This is a genomic window from Flavobacterium sp. S87F.05.LMB.W.Kidney.N (assembly GCF_004366435.1).
Classification (GTDB): Bacteria; Bacteroidota; Bacteroidia; order Flavobacteriales; family Flavobacteriaceae; genus Flavobacterium.
Genome location: NZ_SODX01000002.1, coordinates 1 through 17,985 on the forward strand (window position 1 = coordinate 1; position 17,985 = coordinate 17,985).

Sequence of the window (17,985 nt, forward strand, 5' to 3'; positions counted from 1 at the left end):
GGGGCTCACCTCTTCCCATCCCGAACAGAGTAGTTAAGCCCGCCTGCGCAGATGGTACTGCAGTATTGTGGGAGAGTATGTCGCCGCCTTTTTTTTTCAAAAACCCTGTTTCTAATCGAAACAGGGTTTTTTCGTTTTTATTGGTTTTGTATATTTTAGTTTTTACTAAAAAGCTCAAACTGTTAAATTATAGTCAATTGTTTGTTCTTCTATATTCATACTTTAGAAGTTTTAAATTTGAATGAGTATTTTTGTGCTCAAATTATTATTTAAACATGAGAAAAAGTATTTTACTGTTGGCACTTTTTATAATTACAAATCTAAGTGCACAACAACGTCCTAAGTTAGTTGTAGGTATAGTAGTTGATCAAATGAAAATGGAATATTTATATCGTTTTTCAGATGATTTTTCCCCGAATGGTTTTAAAAAGTTAATGAATAATGGATATGTTTTTCAGAATATGCATTATAATTATATGCCAACCTATACTGCGCCGGGACATGCTTCTATATACACTGGTACAACTCCTGCTACACACGGAATCGTAGGCAACGAATGGTTTAGCAGAACTCTTGGAAAAGAGATGTACTGCACAGATGACGCAGATGTGAAAACTGTGGGAGACGGAACTGCTGAAGAAGGTGCAATGTCTCCTAAAAATCTTCAAAGTACTACAATAACTGACGAAGTTCGAATGTCAACTAATTTTGCTGGAAAAGTTATTGGAATGAGTCTTAAAGATCGTGGAGCAATTTTACCAGCTGGTCATTTTGCAAATTGGGCTTTTTGGTACAGTAAAACCGGTTCGTTTATTTCTAGCAGTTTTTATGGAGAAAAATTACCAGAATGGGTGTCTGAATTCAATAATGAAAAAAACTACTTAAAATATATTGATAAAGGCTGGGATTTGTATAAACCAGCTTCAGTTTATAATGAAAGTCTCCCAGATAATAATCCTTATGAGGGGAAATTGTACGGAAGTGTTGCTCCAGTTTTTCCATACGATTTGAAAACTATGTATGAGAAAAATGATGCTGGAATTATTCGTGCTACTCCTTATGGAAACGATCTTTTGGCAGATTTTGCTAAAAGAGCAATTGAAAAAGAAGAATTAGGAAAAGATAATATTACAGACTTCCTAACTGTGAGTTTTTCTTCAACTGATTACGTAGGTCATTTACTTGGGCCAAGATCTATAGAACTTCAGGATACTTACTTGAGGCTAGATCAAACTATTGCTGATTTCTTAACCTATTTGGATAAAACTGTTGGTAAAGGTAATTATTTGTTGTTCCTAACTGCGGATCACGCAGGAGCAGAGAATGTAATTTACTTAAAAGACCGTAAATACAATGTAGATAACTATCCGTCAAAAGAAGTTAAGAAAAGCATGCAAGATTTCTCAGTAAAAACTTTTGGAGTAGATCTGGTTTTAAATTATTCGAATTTTAATGTTTTCTTGAATAAGAAGATAATTAAAGATAAAGGTCTAGAATTATCGAAAGTTAAAAAAGCTTTTAAAGATTTCTTGATTTCTCAACCACAAGTTAAAAAGGTTTATACAGAAGAAGAAATTCTAGCTAATGGCGGAAACGATTACGCTCTTAATTTTGTGGCTAAAGGATACGATGTTACGCAAAATGGTGATTTAGTTATAGTTGATAAACCAGGAGATATTGAATATAGCACGACAGGTACATCTCATGGAACGATCTACAGTTATGATACTCATGTCCCGGCTATTTTTTACGGGTGGCATATCAAAAAAGGGGAATCTTATGATAAAAAAGCAATTACTGAAATAGCTCCGACAATTGCTCAAAAAATTAAAGTTACTTTTCCTAATGGAACTGAAGCAAAAGTATTGCAGGAAGTTTTAGATGAAAAGAAATAACATCTTAATATTATTAGAAATAGAAAACCTGTCTTTTATGAAGACAGGTTTTTTTATGCATAAAAAAAGGCTTTTCAATTAAGAAAAGCCTTTATAATAGTGACTTAGTAAGCACTTATTAAGTATTAGCACTATGCGTTTGCTAATACTATCTCTTCGTTAAAAGGAAGGTTCCAAGCTTCAGCAACTCCTTTGTAAAGGATTTTTCCATTAGCTACATTTAAACCTTTTTTCAATTCTTCATTTTCGTTACAAGCTTTCTCCCATCCTTTGTTTGCTAGTTGTACGGCATATGGTAAAGTTGCATTAGTTAAAGCTAAAGTTGATGTGTAAGGTACAGCACCTGGCATATTAGCTACACAATAGTGAACAATATCATCTATAATAAAAGTTGGATTTTCGTGTGTTGTAGGAGTACAAGTTTCAATACATCCACCTTGATCAACCGCTACGTCAACAACAACGGCTCCTGGACGCATTAATTTTAGCATATCACGAGTAATTAAGTGAGGTGCTTTTGCTCCTGGAATTAAAACCGCTCCAACAACTAAGTCAGCATCTTTAATTGCTCTAGTGATATTATAATGGTTAGACATTTCTGTATTTACATTCGCAGGCATAATATCATCTAATTGACGCAAACGAGGTAAACTTAGATCCATGATAGTAACTTGAGCACCTAAACCTGCAGCCATTTTTGCAGCTTGAGTTCCAACAATTCCTCCGCCTAAAACTAAAACTTTTGCAGGAGGTACACCTGGAACACCACCTAAAAGAATTCCTCTTCCTTTTAATGGTTTTTCAAGATATTTAGCTCCTTGTTGAATTGCCATACGACCTGCAACTTCTGACATTGGTACTAAAAGAGGTAAGCTGCGATCTGTTTTTTCTACAGTTTCGTAGGCTAAACAAACAGCTCCTTTCTCAAGCATAGCATGAGTTAGTTCTTCTGATGAAGCAAAGTGAAAGTAAGTGAAAAGTAATTGATCTTTTTTAATCAAAGGATACTCAGAAGCAATTGGTTCCTTAACTTTGATAATCATTTCTGCAATTGCATAAACTTCTTCAATAGTTGGCAAAACTACAGCACCAGCTTGAGCATATTCATCATCACTAAAACCACTTCCTAAACCAGCAGTAGCTTGAACATAAACTGTATGCCCGTGTTTTTTCATTTCTGATACACCAGCAGGAGTTAAAGCAACTCTGTTTTCGTTGTTTTTTATTTCTTTTGGAACACCTATTATCATTTTGTTATATTTTTTTGTTTTTATTGAAATTGTTTTACAAATCTACAGAGAGAGAAGAAATTATGGTTTAATGATTGTTAAATAAGAAAATATTATTTTATTTTTTACTTTTACAGAAAAATATTCTGTTTTAGGATCAATTTTATTCTTGAAAAAGAAAAAAAGACTAAAAACTATTAATCTAATAAAACGTTTTCGCTATGGCTTTAGATGAAATTGACAAAAAAATCTTACGTCTTCTTCAAGAAGATGCACATTACACTTTAAAAGACATTGCAAACAAAATAAACTTGTCGCTAACTCCTGTTCATGATAGAGTGAAACGTCTTGAGAAAGATGGTATTATAGAAAAATATGTTACTATTTTAGACAAGAAAAAGTTGGGAAACAACTTGACGGTTTACTGCCAGGTCACACTTACTAAACAGACTTATGATACATCTGAAGGGTTTAATCAATCGATTTTAAATTTACCCGAAGTTGTGGAGTGTAATTATGTTTCTGGAAATTTCGACTATATGCTTAAAATCATTATTCCAGATATGGAAAGTTATCACCATTTCCATCAAAAAAAATTATCTGTTTTGCCTGAAGTTTCTTTGATTAATACTGTTTTTGTAATTTCTGAAGTAAAAAGTACAACAGTTTTGCCAATTTGATTAAAGAAAAAACCACCAAGAAATCTTGATGGCTTTAAAAAATAGTTAGTTTGGTTGAATTAATAATACGTATAACGTCTTACTTTGGCAATATATTTTGCTAAACGAATCACTTGATGACTATATCCATATTCGTTATCATACCAGATATACAAAACGATGTTTTTTCCATCCTTAGATACAATTGTCGCATTGCTGTCATATATGGAAGGGGCAGAAGTTCCAACAATGTCAGATGAAACTAGTTCATTATTTAAAGAATATTTAATTTGCTCTACCAATTCTCCCTCTAGCGCATATTTCTTCATGATTTTGTTAATGCCAGCAATTGATGTCGCTTTTTTAACTTCTAAATTTAAAACAACCAAAGATCCATTTGGAACAGGAACTCTAATCGCATTTGAAGTTAATTTTCCTTCTAAAGATGGCAAAGCTTTTGCAACGGCACTTCCAGCACCAGTTTCAGTAATTACCATATTTAACGCAGCAGCTCTTCCGCGACGGTATTTTTTGTGCATATTATCAACTAGATTCTGATCATTTGTATAAGCATGAATGGTTTCTAAATGGCCTTTAGTAACTCCCAAATTATCTTCAATGACTTTCAAAACTGGAGTAATGGCGTTAGTTGTACAAGATGCTGCAGAAAAAATATCCACTTCATCAGGATTGTATTCATTTTGATTTACTCCGTAAACAATATTTGGAACTCCTTTTCCTGGTGCCGTTAGTAAAACTTTTTCAACCCCATTTGATTTTAAATGTCTTTTTAAAGTTTCTTCAGTAGTAAAGGCTCCAGTATTGTCAATTAGTAAAGCATCATTAATTTCATATTGCGTATAATCAATTTCTTCAGGAGAATTTGCTGTTATGATATGAACTGTAGTTCCGTTGATAATTAGAGAGTTATTTTTTGGATCGGCAATTACAGATCCGTGAAAATCGCCATGGATAGAATCATAACGCAGTAAAGAAGCACGTTTCTCTAAACTTGTGGCATCATTTTTATCACGGGTTACAATTGCTCGCAGACGCAGCTGATTTCCTTTCCCAGTTTTAGACATCAATTCTCTTGCTAATAAGCGTCCGATTCTTCCGAAGCCATATAAAACCACATCTTTCGGTTGAATTTCTTTTGATGATTTGGCTTTCTTCAATTTATCCATCACAAAATACCTTGCATCTGGATATTTTTCGTCCTCTAAGCGATATTCGTAGGTTAGTTTTCCAAGATCTATTTTTGCCGGTGGCAGGTCTAAAGATAAAACGACTTTTGCAATTTCTACAGAATCAAATATGGTGATTGGTTTTCCAACAAATTCACCCGCATATTGATGAAGGTTAATAATATCGCTCACATTTTTGTCTAGCAGTTGGTTTTTAAATAAAACCATTTCTACCGATTTGTCATACCATAAATCACTTATGATTTTAATTAATTCGACTCCAGCTCTTCTTCGGTCGACCTGTAATGATACCTCTTTTTGGTACAAAGATTTGTTGTTCATAATAGATTAAAATTGAAATAATAAAACGCTCACTTATTTTATAATTTGGCGCAAAAGTATCTATTTCAATCGATTTCGTAAACTATTTTAGCATTTATTTTAAAAAATAAAAAAGCCATCTTAAATTTACTAAGATGGCTTTTTTAGTTTTCAGTCTCAGTCACAGTGTTCAGTTGTAAAAACTGTAAACTGGGACTGAGTACTGTGACTTAAATTATAATTCTAAAAATTTCTCCGTTTCTGTTGATCATTTCAATTCGAACACTTTGGCCTTCGTCTTTTTTACTTAAGAGTTTCGAAACTGTTTCAACATTTGTTGCTTTAACATTATCAATACTTAAAATGATATTACCTTGTAGTTCATTTTGATACTGCATTAAATTCTCATTTGTAATATTTTTAATCTTAACACCATAATCAATTCTGAATTTTTTCTTGTCTGCAGCATCGATATTTTCTAATTCAATTCCTTTAAACTCGGCGCTGTAAAATTCATTTTTACTTAAAGTTACTGGAACAGTTTTAGTTTTTCCATCTTTAATATACGTTACTTTTACTACATCATTTGGGCGTTTGGTATTAATGTAACCTGATAAATCTGCATATGTAGAAATATTTTGATCATCTAGCTTTACAATAATATCGCCTTTGCCTAAGCCTGCTTTTTCTGCGCCAGAATTTTTGGTTACTCTATTAATGTAGAATCCTTGAGTTTCTGTAATACCTAATTCTTTAGATGCGGTACTATTTAGTTCACCACCTTCAACTCCTAAAATTCCTCTTTGCACATTTCCATATTCCATAATATCCTCGATTATTTTTCGAGCGATATTAGAAGGTACAGCAAAAGAATATCCTACATAAGAACCAGTCATTGAGGAAATCATGGTATTAATTCCAATTAGTTCGCCTCTCGCATTAACTAACGCTCCACCGCTATTTCCTGGATTAACTGCCGCATCTGTCTGGATAAATGATTGAATGCCGCTTTGATCTAAATTTCTGGCTTTCGCCGAAACAATACCAGCAGTTACTGTAGAAGTTAAGTTATACGGATTTCCAACTGCCAATACCCATTCTCCAACTTTTACGCTGTCTGAATTTGCGAAAGCGGTGTAAGGAAGCTTTTCATCGGCATTGATTTTCAAAAGTGCTATATCCATTTTTGAATCTGTACCGATTAACTTCGCTTTATATGATTTTTTATTGTTTAAAGTAATTTCGATTTCCGTAGCATCTTTAATAACGTGATTGTTGGTTACAATGTATCCATCTTCGGAAATAATTACACCAGAACCAGTACCAACTTGTTCTTGTTGCTGCTGTCCTCCGTAACCATAGAAAAATTCAAGCATCGGATTACTAACGGTTCTTCTAGAAACATTTTTTACGTGAACAACGGTATGGATAGTTTTGTCTGCGGCTTCGGTAAAATCTACTGTTTCAGCTGCTAAACCAACATTTTTTCCAAATGAATTGGGGGCAAGAGTAACAACAGAATTTCCTTTTCCAAAAAAAGAATTGTTGCTTTCAAATAATAACTTGTAAGCACCAAGAGTAATAGCACCACTTAATAATGACACTAAAAATAAGGCTGAAAATCTTTTCATATTAGAATTTGTAATTAAAGTTATTAGAATTTATGTTCATGTTATTTAACGTAAAATTACTTCAAAAAATTATTTGTAAAAACGGTTTAACTCTCTTTAACAATGATTAACATTTCATTAATTAATAGTTTGTACTTTTGTATTTCTAATGACTAAAAAATGCAAATAGAATTTTATAAATATCAAGGAACCGGGAACGATTTTGTAATGATTGATAATCGTTCAAATTTCTTTCCAAAAGAAGATGTTAAACTTATTGAACGCTTGTGCGACAGACGTTTCGGGATTGGAGCTGATGGATTAATTCTGCTTGAAAATGACTCTGAAACCGATTTTAGAATGGTTTATTATAACTCCGATGGAAATCAAAGCTCCATGTGCGGCAATGGTGGGCGTTGTCTTGTTGCTTTTGCCAATCAGTTGGGAGTAATTGATGACAAAACAACTTTTATTGCCACTGACGGATTACACCATGCTTCTGTTAATGATGATTCTATTGTTTCCTTGCAGATGATTGACGTCAACGAAATACAGAAAAAAGATTCTTATACGTTCTTAAATACTGGATCGCCACATCATGTTCAAATTGTAGATGATTTGGAACACTATAATGTAAAAGAAAATGGCGCAGCAATTCGTTATGGAGAATTATATGGAGAAAAAGGCAGCAACATCAATTTTGTAAAAAAAGTTGATAATGATACTTTTTCTTTGAGAACGTATGAAAGAGGTGTTGAAGACGAAACATTGGCATGTGGTACGGGAGCAACTGCAGTTGCAATAGCGATGAATGCAATTGGCGAAACAGATAAAACCTCAATTAATTTAAATGTTGAAGGTGGAAAACTTGTGGTTTCTTTTGATAAAGAAAATGATGGTTACACAAATGTTTTCTTAACCGGACCTGCAAAATTTGTTTTTAAAGGAACAATCGAGATTTAATATAATAAATACCAATTTTTTAAATCCCAAATTCCAATCGACATTCTAAAATCTAAAATTGTAAATGATAACATTAAAAGGAGATTCTATTTATCTGCGTGCACTTGAGCCTCAAGATTTAGAGTTCATTTATTCGATAGAAAATGATGAGAATATCTGGGAAGTTAGCAATACGCAAACTCCTTACAGCCGTTTTTTGATTAAACAATATTTAGAAAATGCCCATCAAGATATTTATGAAGCAAAACAACTTCGTTTGGCAATCTGTCAGGATGAAGATTTTCCTGCTGTTGGATTAATTGATTTATTTGATTTTGATCCTAGAAATAATAGGGCAGGAATTGGGATTGTGATTCAGAAAGAAGAAAATCAAGGAATAAATATTGGTTCTGAGGCTCTAGAACTTTTAATAAAATATTCTTTTTATAATTTAAACCTCCATCAATTGTATGCAAATATTGGTGTACAAAATGTAGCTAGTCTTGCACTTTTTACTAAATTTGGTTTTAAGAAAATCGGAATAAAGAAAGATTGGATCTTGTATCATAACCACTATCAAGATGAAGCAATTTTTCAATTAATTAATAAACAAATTTAAATTTTAAGCTTTGACTCTAAAAAAAATTATCACAATAAGTGCCGTAGCCGTAATTTCAGTCTTAATGATTTATGGTTTTATTTTAATCAGTAAAATTTTTAGTTCTAATACTAAGTTTGAAGAAAAAGAATTGTACGTGTATGTGCCTACAGATGCAACTTATGCCGATGTAAAAAAGATATTATCGCCTTACATCAAAAATTTCGACAATTTTGAAATGGTTGCCGAAAAGAGAGATTATCCGGAAAATGTAAAATCTGGACGTTTTCTTTTAAAGAAAGACATGAACAATATTGATCTAGTACGAGCAATGCGTTCTAATATTCCAGTGAAATTGGTTTTTAATAATCAAGAACGTCTAGAGAATTTTGCCGGAAGAATTGGTTCAGAAATAGAAGCAGATAGTTTATCATTAATGAAAGCTATAAAAGATTCTGCTTTCTTAGCAGCAAATGGTTTTAATGAAGATAATGTTTTTGCTATGTTTATTCCAAACACATATGAAATCTATTGGAATACTTCGGCAGAGAAGTTTCGTGATAAAATGATTAAGGAGTATAATAATTTCTGGACAGCTGATAGAATTGCTAAAGCAAAAGCGCAAGGTTTAACTCCTGTTCAAGCTACTATTTTGGCATCAATTGTTCATAAAGAATCAGTTAAAAAGGATGAAAGACCGCGTATAGCTGGTGTTTATTTAAATCGTCTTCGTTTAGAAATGCCATTACAGGCAGATCCAACTGTTATTTATGCATTGAAATTAAGAGACAATAATTTTGATCAAGTTATTAAAAGAGTTTTTTATAACGATTTGGTAATGAGATCTCCGTATAATACTTATGTAAATAAAGGACTTCCTCCAGGACCAATCGCTATGCCTGATATTACAGCGTTAGAAGCAGTTTTAAATCCAGAGAAAAACGACTATATTTATTTCTGTGCAAGTGTAGAGCGTTTCGGATATCATGAATTTGCGGCAACATTGGCAGAACATAATGTAAATGCAAAGAAATATTCTGACTGGATCGCTAGTCAGGGCGTAACAAGATAATTTACTTTTTTAAATTATTCAAAACCGAAGTAATTTTACTTCGGTTTTTTTTGTTTCTAATTTTTAGTTGAAAAGTGATTTCGATCTTAAAAATATCAAATTATTATTTTGAGTTTTTTTTGTTCAGCTTCATAAAAAAATAAACATTTTTTAATGGGAAATTTTATAAAATTCAAAAAGTAGTTTTCAAAATTTGGATAAGAACGAGTAAATAATTGTAATCTATTTCTTTCTTTTTAACCTTTTTTACTTAAAATTAATATAAAATTTGATTTTTTTTGAGCCTAAAATTCAATTTTTGAAGGTAAAAAATCACTGGATAAAACTTTTGGAATCCATTATTATAACTGGGACGAAAGCAATTTTGAGTTTTTTGATAAAAATGTTAAAACGTTGATTTATAGCATATTTTTAAAATGCCTTATCTTTGCACCGTAGAAATTTCAAGAGGGTGACAGAGTCTTGAAGAAAAACAATTTATGATAAAGAAATGGTATTTTTATGCGAGTTTAGTCGTTATTATTACATTTTTAAGTTTGGGATTTATTCCCTCTAACCACGAAACCAAACCTTGGTTTTCAATTGAAAAAACAGATGGATCAGAATATATTTTTCCATCTAAAGAAAAGGATGATTATCCAAACACCAACGTCCCATACACAGGAAATCATCTAATAGGTTTTAAAGAAGCAGTTGCTTTTAAAGAATCTCAAGGGAAATACAGATTAGTAAATTCTCTTGGTTACATGGGTAAATATCAATTTGGTTCTAAAGCTTTAAGAGCAATCGGAATTAATGATAATAAAGCCTTTTTAAAAGATCCTGCCCTACAAGAAAAAGCTTTCATGGCTTTATTGGCCAAAAACAAATGGATTTTACGCAATGAAATCGAAAAGTATGAAGGCAAAATCATCAGCGGTATTGAAATTACCGAATCTGGAATTTTAGCTGCAGCCCATTTAGGCGGTGCAGGTTCTGTAAAGAATTTTTTCAAAAACAAAGGAAGCAGACATTTTAGAGATGCTTTCGGAACTTCTTTGAAAAGTTATATGAGAGATTTTGCAGGTTACGATCTTTCTTTTATAGAAGCAGATAGTAACGCAACAGTTAACGACTAAATTAAAAGAGGTTGTTTCATAATTTTGAAACAACCTCTTTTTCTATTTTTATCTCTTCAATCATACTTAAGTAATACTATAAAATCTTAAGATTTTTTTTCATCCACAGCCCTAATAACTGAAAACCGAGACTGAGACTGAGACTGAGACTAAAAAATATTACTCAATCAAGGCTTCCAAGATTTTAATAGCAGCTTCACTGATTTTAGTTCCTGGACCAAACACTGCAGCAGCTCCGGCATCAAATAAAAATTGATAGTCTTGAGACGGAATAACACCACCTACAATTACCATAATATCATCACGGCCATGTTTTTTTAATTCTTGGATAACCTGCGGGACCAATGTTTTATGACCGGCTGCAAGTGAAGAAACTCCTAAAATATGCACATCATTTTCTACAGCTTGTTTCGCTGCTTCAGCTGGAGTTTGAAATAACGGACCAATATCAACGTCAAAACCAACATCGGCATAACCTGTTGCGACTACTTTTGCACCTCGGTCGTGGCCGTCTTGTCCCATTTTGGCAATCATAATTCTAGGACGTCTACCTTCTTGTTTAGCAAAAACATCAGCTAGTTGTTTTGCCCGCTCAAAATTTTCGTCATTTTTTATTGCTGCACTATACACACCGCTAAAAGATTTGATTTGTGCTTTAAAACGACCAAAAACAGTTTCCAATGCATTACTAATTTCGCCCAATGTTGCTCTGTTTCTAGCGGCTTCAATTGCATTTTCTAATAAGTTTCCTTGTCCTGTTTGTGCACAAAGGATTAGTTTTTCTAATGAATTACTTACTTTTTCTGTATTCCTTGTTCTTTTTATTTCTTCTAAACGTTCGATCTGCTGTTTGCGAACCAATTGATTATCAACATCCAAAATATCTAATGGATCTTCTTTTTCCAATCGATATTTGTTAACGCCGACAATAATATCCTGTCCGCTGTCGATACGCGCTTGTTTTCTCGCGGCAGCTTCTTCGATTCTAAGTTTTGGAATTCCGGCTTCAATTGCCTTAGTCATGCCGCCTAACTCTTCAACTTCTTCAATTAATTTCCAAGTTTTTTCTGTGATGTTATTGGTTAAACTTTCGACATAATAACTTCCGGCCCACGGATCAACTGTTTTAGTAATCTTAGTTTCTTCCTGAAGAAAAATTTGCGTGTTACGAGCAATTCTTGCGGAGAAATCTGTTGGAAGGGCAATTGCCTCATCTAAAGCATTCGTATGAAGCGATTGTGTGCCTCCAAAAACTGCTGCAGCAGCTTCAATACAAGTTCTGGCAACATTATTAAACGGATCTTGTTCTGTTAAACTCCAGCCACTAGTTTGACAGTGTGTTCTTAAAGCCAAAGATTTGTCACTTTTCGGATTAAACTGCTGTAGTAATTTTGCCCAGATCATTCGGCCGGCTCTCATTTTGGCAATTTCCATAAAATGATTCATCCCGATTGCCCAAAAGAAAGATAGCCTCGGAGCAAATTCATCAATTGTCATTCCTGTTGATAATCCTGTTCGAATGTATTCTAGACCATCTGCTAAAGTATAGGCCAATTCAATATCGGCAGTGGCTCCAGCTTCCTGCATGTGATAACCAGAAATAGAGATAGAATTGAATTTTGGCATTTTTTTACTAGTAAATTCAAAAATATCAGCAATTATTTTCATCGAAGGAGCAGGAGGGTAGATATAGGTGTTTCGTACCATAAACTCTTTCAAAATATCATTTTGAATTGTTCCTGCCAATTTTTCTGGAGCAACCCCTTGTTCTTCTGCAGCGACAATATAAAAAGCCATAATAGGTAAAACGGCTCCATTCATCGTCATTGAAACCGACATTTCATCAAGTGGAATCTGGTCGAAAAGCACTTTCATATCTTCGACAGAATCTATTGCAACGCCTGCTTTTCCAACATCACCAACCACTCGTTCATGATCTGAATCGTAACCACGGTGTGTTGGCAGATCAAATGCTATGGAAAGTCCTTTTTGACCGGCAGCTAAATTCTTTCTGTAAAAAGCGTTGCTTTCTTCCGCAGTAGAAAATCCAGCATATTGACGTATTGTCCACGGGCGTCTTACGTACATGGTAGCATAAGGACCACGTAAATTAGGAGCAAAACCAGCTCCGAAATCAAGAAATTCTAAATCTTCGATATCCTTTTCAGAATAAGTTTTTTTAATCTCAATTCCTTCCGCAGTAGTGAAGTTTTGTTCTAAGTCTTCTGGGTTATGCGTTGGTTCGCTTAGCTCTTCACTTTTAACTTCCAACTTTATATGTTTAAGGTCTTTTCTCATTTTGTATTGTATGACTAATGAAGTCTTTTGAGAGCTTTAATTACGTCTTTCATTATCAAATAATATGGTAAGAAGTAAAATAATATAGCTAAAAGCATTGTTGTGAGTGCTATCAAAATCTGTTTATAGTTTTTATATGTAATTCCGATTATGAAAAAAATTAGACAAGTTACTACCATCACTAATGATAATATCCAAAAAATAATGAAATAAAATCCCATTTATTCTTGCTCTAATCTTTCCTGCTCCATTTTTTCTGCCAGTCTTTTTTCGATTATGGGCGTAATTAATGTTTTTCTGGGTTTGATTTTGACAAAAGGAAACAGTTCTAAATCATGCTTCATTCTGTCTTCTTTGTTCGGATATTTATTTGTTCCTAAAAGAATTTCCTTTTTAGAATCAAATAATTCCTGTTCTTTATTGGCGCTTTCCTGAATTTTCTTTTTGATTGTTCCATCATTTAAAAGCTTCAAGAAACCTCCATTAGCTTCAATATCTTTAAACAAGGTTAAAGCTTTTTCGGCGAGCTGCACCGTTAAACTTTCGATATAATAACTTCCATCAGCTGGATTATTTACTTTGTCAAAATAGCTTTCGTGTTTTAAAATCAAAAGCTGGTTTCTGGCGATGCGGTCTCCAAATTCATTGTCTTTATGATACAAGGCATCGTATGGCAAATTAGCAATTGCATCTGCACCTCCTAAAATTGCCGACATGCATTCTGTTGTTGTACGAAGCATGTTAACATTATAATCGTAAATCGTTTTGTTTCGTTTTGTAGGCGTTACTAAAAAATGGCATTTTATTTTCGAATTATATTCTTTAGCTATTAAATCGAAAAGCATTCTAAGTGCGCGAAGTTTTGCAATTTCGAAGAAATAATTGGTTCCAACAGAAATTTGAAAAACAATTGTTTTCGTTAATTCAGAAAAACGATTCAGGTATTCGTTAGCATGCGCTAGACTGTATACAATCTGCTGAGTAATATTTGCACCCGAATTTTGATATAAACCTAGATCTACGCTTAGGAGATTTAAGTTGGTTGTATTTTTAAATATTAAATCTAAAGTTTCAAAATTATTTTTCTCTGACGTTGTAAACCAATTTCCGTCGCGTGCTAATTGTCCAATAGGATCAAAATTGCAATAAAAATAAGCCTTTTTTTGGATTGAAATTGTATCTAATTTTTTAACGAAATCGATTGAGATAAAATTGAAATTAAAGTAAACGATTTTGTTTTCTAAAGGAAGATTCTCTAGTAATTTTTGAATATCAATTTTGTCATTTTCTATAGTAAAACGAAGACTCTCTGCACCTCTTTGTAATGTGTTTAGAGCTCGTTCGATAGATTTATCGACATCATAAACAAAGATATTCTGGCAGATTTTAAAATCTGATGCTTGCGTATTTACATTAACTGCTTTGGTGAATTCATCGCTGTGATAAAAAGGTTTTACCTGAATATCTTCTGGAGAATTCCAAATAACAGTTTGATTATAATCGGCTCCATCTAATTCAAACTGAATTTTTTGTTTCCATTGTTTGGATGAAATCGGATTAAAATCGTCGAATAGGTTAGTGGCCATTTTATTTTTTTTGATTATTCTTTTTCTGGAATAGTGTCTCCTTCAAATTGTATGATGTAGATATCTTCGCTGTCTTTTTTCATGAAATACTTTTCGCGGGCGTATTTCTCAATTTGTTCTGGATTTTTTAATTGCTTGATCTGTTCCTGATCTTTTTTGATTTCTTCCTGATAATATTTTTTATTATCCTGAAGCTCATTTATTTGCTGATCTAAAAAGCGATGATCAAAATAAGAGTAATTGTCTAAAAATAACATCCAAACAATAAAAAACAGCAAAACCCAAACGTATTTGTTTCCAAGGTATTTGAACCATTTTTTGTCTTTATATGGATTTTTTAATTTCATTTTTAAACGAATATTGTTTTGAATATGATTGGTGTTGTTTAGCCCCGATAGCAGTGAAAATCCTTTTGTGTCTCGTTTCTTTAGCGAGACACAAAAGATTGTAACGAATAGCGGGAAACAGCTCCTTATTATTATGGTTTAAATTTACGATAAAAATTATGAAATTCGCTGATTAATTACTGCACGAACTACATCAATTGCTACTGTATTGTATTTGTCATTAGGGATAATAATGTCTGCAAAAGCTTTAGACGGCTCGATAAATTGCTCGTGCATAGGCTTTAAAGTCGTTTGGTAACGGTTTAAAACTTCGTCAATATCACGTCCGCGTTCTGAAATATCTCTTTTTAGACGACGAATTAATCTTTCATCAGAATCTGCGTGAACGAAGATTTTAATATCGAACATTTCACGTAATTCTGGATTTGTTAAAATAAGAATTCCTTCTACAATCATCACTTTTCGAGGATGAGTTGAAACCGTGTCATCTGTTCTATTGTGCTGTACAAAAGAATAAACAGGCTGATCGATTGTTTCTCCAGCTTTTAAAGCTTTTAAATGTTTTTCTAACAATTCAAAATCGATAGCGCGCGGGTGGTCAAAATTAATTAATGCTCTTTCGTCAAAAGACAAATTGGTTGTTTCCTTATAGTACGAATCTTGAGAAATCACCCCAACTTCGGTGTGTGGCAATTCATTCATAATTTGGTGTACTACTGTGGTTTTTCCACTTCCTGTTCCTCCTGCAATTCCAATAATGAGCATAAAATTTTTGTTTGATATTTGTTTGGCAAAAATAATAATTTAACTGAATCGCTAAACATATTATCTGTTTTAAACCATATAAGTAATATAAGTAAATTTAAGCGGAAAATTTTTTAAGCAAAACAGTACTTAACTGAACTTATATCACTTATATGGTTAAAATGTTTGTTTTTATTTTAAAAAAAATCCCGAAAGTAAACCTTCGGGATTTCGTGCAATCAGTATAGTTTTAAAAAAATATTCTGAATTTAGTAAGCACTTGTAATTATTTATTCTTTTTTGCTTTAATCATCATTTCAAGCTGATCCCAAAGTTCTTCTGGAATTGCTTCTAATAAGTTGAATTGGCCTGCGCCTTTCAACCACTCGCCTCCATCAATTGTGATTACATCTCCATTGATATAGGCTGAAAAATCAGATACTAAATAAGCTGCTAAATTGGCTAATTCCTGATGATCACCAACTCTTTTCAATGGCACTTTTTTAGCCATATCAAATTTTTCAGATAAATCTCCAGGCAGTAATCTGTCCCAAGCTCCTTTTGTTGGGAAAGGTCCTGGAGCAATTGCATTAGAACGAATTCCGTATTTTGCCCATTCTACAGCAAGACTTCTTGTCATTGCCAAAACCCCTGCTTTTGCTGTAGCACTAGGTACAACGTAAGCAGATCCTGTCCAAGCATAAGTAGTTACTATATTTAAAATCGTTGCCGAAGTTTGTTTCGTGTCGATCCAGTGTTTTCCAAACGCCAGTGTACAGTTTTTAGAACCTTTCAACACAATATCTATAACTGTATCAAATGCATTAGCAGACAACCTTTCTGTTGGCGAAATAAAATTTCCTGCTGCATTATTTAAAAGAACATCCACTTTTCCAAAAGCCTTTAAAACTTCTTGAAGCATGTTTTCTACCTCTTCATAATGACGAACATCGCATTGCAAAGGAAGACATTTGCCCCCAGTTTGGCTTTCCAGTTCGGCAGCTGTAGTTTTTAACTTTTCCAGATCTCTAGAAGTTATCGCTACTTGAGCTCCTAATTCGAGAAAATATTTGGTCATAGCTTTACCTAAACCACTTCCGCCGCCTGTAACGACAATGACTTTGCCTTGTAAAGCATCATCACGTAACATTTTGTCTGTATAGCTCATACTTTTTCTTTTTTTGCAATATTAGTTAAATAAAATAGGATGCACGCATAATAATGTTATAAAATTTTGAAAAATTTTATATTTCGCATAATTTTTTTGCAGCAGATTCAAGTGTAAAGTCGTCTTTGGCGAAACAAAACCGAATTAATTTTTGATCTTTATGATCAGAGTAAAAAGTCGAAATCGGAATTGCTGCAACGCCATAGTTAATGATTAGATTTTTGCAGAAAGTCACATCGTCTTCGTTTGAAATATTGACGTATGAAGCGACTTGAAAATAAGTTCCTTCGCAGGGCTTTAATTCAAATCGGCTGTTTTGAAGTAATTTTTGAAAGTAATCTCTTTTTTCTTGATAGAATTTTCCAAGAAGATTGACATCGACAACGTCTAAATATTCGTTGATGGCAAATTGAGAAATACTATTAACGCTGAAAACCAAAAACTGATGCACTTTTTTGATTTCTTTCATTAAATGTTCTGGAGCAATGGTATAACCAATTTTCCAGCCTGTTATATGAAATGATTTTCCGAAAGAGGAAACCATTACACAACGTTGTAAAAGGAAATTTTTGGTGTGAGCAGAAATATGTTTTTCTTCGAAAGTAATATATTCGTAAACTTCATCAGATAAAACGATAATATCTGGATATTTTTCGAGAAGGTTTTTTAGCTGAACAAAATCATTTTCAGTTAAAATTTTTCCGGTCGGATTATGCGGGTTATTGATAATCATCATCCTGCTTTTTGCAGAACAAGCTTTTTCTATCGTTTCCCAATTCGGCGTATAATCATCGTTTAAGGCAACTCGAACTGGTTTTGCTTTGCAAAGTAAAACAGGAGATTCATAAGAATCATAACTTGGATCGAGAATAATTACTTCATCATTTTCTTTTACTAAAGCTAAAATTGAAGTAAAAATTCCCTGCGTAGCGCCCGCTGTAACCAAAAGTTCTAAATCAGGATTAATTGTTCTGTTATAAGAATCTTGAATTAGTTTGGCAATTTTATTCATCAACGGAGGATAACCTGCCATTGGAGTATATTGGTGAACGTTTTCCTTTGCTAATCTTGCAACTATATCTGTTAATCTTTCATCTACAGGAAAATTTGGAAATCCCTGCGATAGATTTATCGCATTGTATTCGGCTGCCATTTTTGACATTACTGTGAAAATGCTTGTGGTTACATTTGGGAGTTTGCTCATGCTTGAA

Annotated in this window: 15 protein-coding genes and 1 rRNA gene; 7 read left to right on the forward strand and 9 right to left on the reverse strand. The window is 33.1% G+C overall.

What is annotated here, in order from left to right:
- Together rrf and pafA are read left to right on the forward strand one after the other, a co-directional pair.
- Nucleotides 1-92 (forward strand): 5S ribosomal RNA (gene rrf / locus EDB96_RS05800); the annotation flags it as partial.
- Nucleotides 93-275: 183 nt separating this feature from the next.
- Nucleotides 276-1,895, forward strand: coding sequence for an alkaline phosphatase PafA (gene pafA, locus EDB96_RS05805; protein WP_134139675.1), 1,620 nt, complete (start codon nucleotides 276-278; stop codon nucleotides 1,893-1,895).
- A gap of 131 nt (nucleotides 1,896-2,026) precedes the next feature.
- On the opposite strand, the gene ald is transcribed toward pafA, so the two are convergent.
- Nucleotides 2,027-3,145, reverse strand: coding sequence for an alanine dehydrogenase (gene ald / locus EDB96_RS05810; protein ID WP_057116967.1), 1,119 nt, complete (start codon nucleotides 3,143-3,145; stop codon nucleotides 2,027-2,029).
- Nucleotides 3,146-3,345: 200 nt separating this feature from the next.
- On the opposite strand from ald, the gene EDB96_RS05815 reads away from it, so the two are divergent.
- Nucleotides 3,346-3,804 (forward strand): Lrp/AsnC family transcriptional regulator, encoded by a 459-nt coding sequence (locus EDB96_RS05815; RefSeq protein ID WP_053474073.1) that lies wholly within the window; start codon nucleotides 3,346-3,348, stop codon nucleotides 3,802-3,804.
- A 59-nt stretch (nucleotides 3,805-3,863) separates the two neighbouring features.
- Here EDB96_RS05815 and EDB96_RS05820 read toward each other — a convergent pair whose 3' ends face one another.
- Together EDB96_RS05820 and EDB96_RS05825 are read right to left on the reverse strand one after the other, a co-directional pair.
- On the reverse strand, nucleotides 3,864-5,312 hold the full coding sequence (locus EDB96_RS05820; protein WP_134139677.1) for a glyceraldehyde-3-phosphate dehydrogenase: 1,449 nt from the start codon (nucleotides 5,310-5,312) through the stop codon (nucleotides 3,864-3,866).
- Nucleotides 5,313-5,521: 209 nt separating this feature from the next.
- Entirely contained in the window at nucleotides 5,522-6,922 is a 1,401-nt protein-coding gene (locus tag EDB96_RS05825; RefSeq protein ID WP_057116965.1) for a Do family serine endopeptidase, read from the reverse strand.
- A gap of 159 nt (nucleotides 6,923-7,081) precedes the next feature.
- Between EDB96_RS05825 and dapF the strand changes: the two genes are divergently transcribed.
- The 4 genes from dapF to EDB96_RS05845 all read left to right on the forward strand — a co-directional run bounded on the left by dapF (nucleotide 7,082) and on the right by EDB96_RS05845 (nucleotide 10,631).
- Nucleotides 7,082-7,864 carry a diaminopimelate epimerase gene (gene dapF, locus EDB96_RS05830; protein ID WP_057116964.1) on the forward strand — a complete coding sequence of 261 codons (783 nt, stop codon included), beginning with the start codon at nucleotides 7,082-7,084 and terminating at the stop codon, nucleotides 7,862-7,864.
- Nucleotides 7,865-7,928: 64 nt separating this feature from the next.
- Nucleotides 7,929-8,462 (forward strand): GNAT family N-acetyltransferase, encoded by a 534-nt coding sequence (locus tag EDB96_RS05835; protein WP_134139679.1) that lies wholly within the window; start codon nucleotides 7,929-7,931, stop codon nucleotides 8,460-8,462.
- 10 nt (nucleotides 8,463-8,472) lie between these two features.
- Nucleotides 8,473-9,513: an endolytic transglycosylase MltG gene (gene mltG, locus EDB96_RS05840; RefSeq protein ID WP_134139680.1), complete on the forward strand. Its 1,041-nt coding sequence runs from the start codon at nucleotides 8,473-8,475 to the stop codon at nucleotides 9,511-9,513.
- Between the two features lie 479 nt (nucleotides 9,514-9,992).
- Complete coding sequence (locus EDB96_RS05845; protein WP_057116961.1) at nucleotides 9,993-10,631, forward strand: hypothetical protein; 639 nt, start codon at nucleotides 9,993-9,995, stop codon at nucleotides 10,629-10,631.
- Between the two features lie 159 nt (nucleotides 10,632-10,790).
- On the opposite strand, the gene scpA is transcribed toward EDB96_RS05845, so the two are convergent.
- From scpA to EDB96_RS05875, 6 genes are all read right to left on the reverse strand, one after another.
- Nucleotides 10,791-12,929 carry a methylmalonyl-CoA mutase gene (gene scpA / locus EDB96_RS05850; RefSeq protein WP_134139682.1) on the reverse strand — a complete coding sequence of 713 codons (2,139 nt, stop codon included), beginning with the start codon at nucleotides 12,927-12,929 and terminating at the stop codon, nucleotides 10,791-10,793.
- Between the two features lie 221 nt (nucleotides 12,930-13,150).
- Nucleotides 13,151-14,515, reverse strand: coding sequence for a methylmalonyl-CoA mutase subunit beta (locus EDB96_RS05855; protein ID WP_134139684.1), 1,365 nt, complete (start codon nucleotides 14,513-14,515; stop codon nucleotides 13,151-13,153).
- Nucleotides 14,516-14,529: 14 nt separating this feature from the next.
- On the reverse strand, nucleotides 14,530-14,862 hold the full coding sequence (locus tag EDB96_RS05860; protein WP_057116958.1) for an FtsB family cell division protein: 333 nt from the start codon (nucleotides 14,860-14,862) through the stop codon (nucleotides 14,530-14,532).
- A gap of 156 nt (nucleotides 14,863-15,018) precedes the next feature.
- Nucleotides 15,019-15,627: a uridine kinase gene (udk, locus tag EDB96_RS05865; protein ID WP_057116957.1), complete on the reverse strand. Its 609-nt coding sequence runs from the start codon at nucleotides 15,625-15,627 to the stop codon at nucleotides 15,019-15,021.
- Between the two features lie 265 nt (nucleotides 15,628-15,892).
- Complete coding sequence (locus EDB96_RS05870) at nucleotides 15,893-16,774, reverse strand: SDR family oxidoreductase (protein WP_166669273.1); 882 nt, start codon at nucleotides 16,772-16,774, stop codon at nucleotides 15,893-15,895.
- Between the two features lie 76 nt (nucleotides 16,775-16,850).
- Nucleotides 16,851-17,978, reverse strand: coding sequence for a methionine aminotransferase (locus EDB96_RS05875; RefSeq protein WP_134139686.1), 1,128 nt, complete (start codon nucleotides 17,976-17,978; stop codon nucleotides 16,851-16,853).
- Nucleotides 17,979-17,985: the final 7 nt, after the last annotated feature.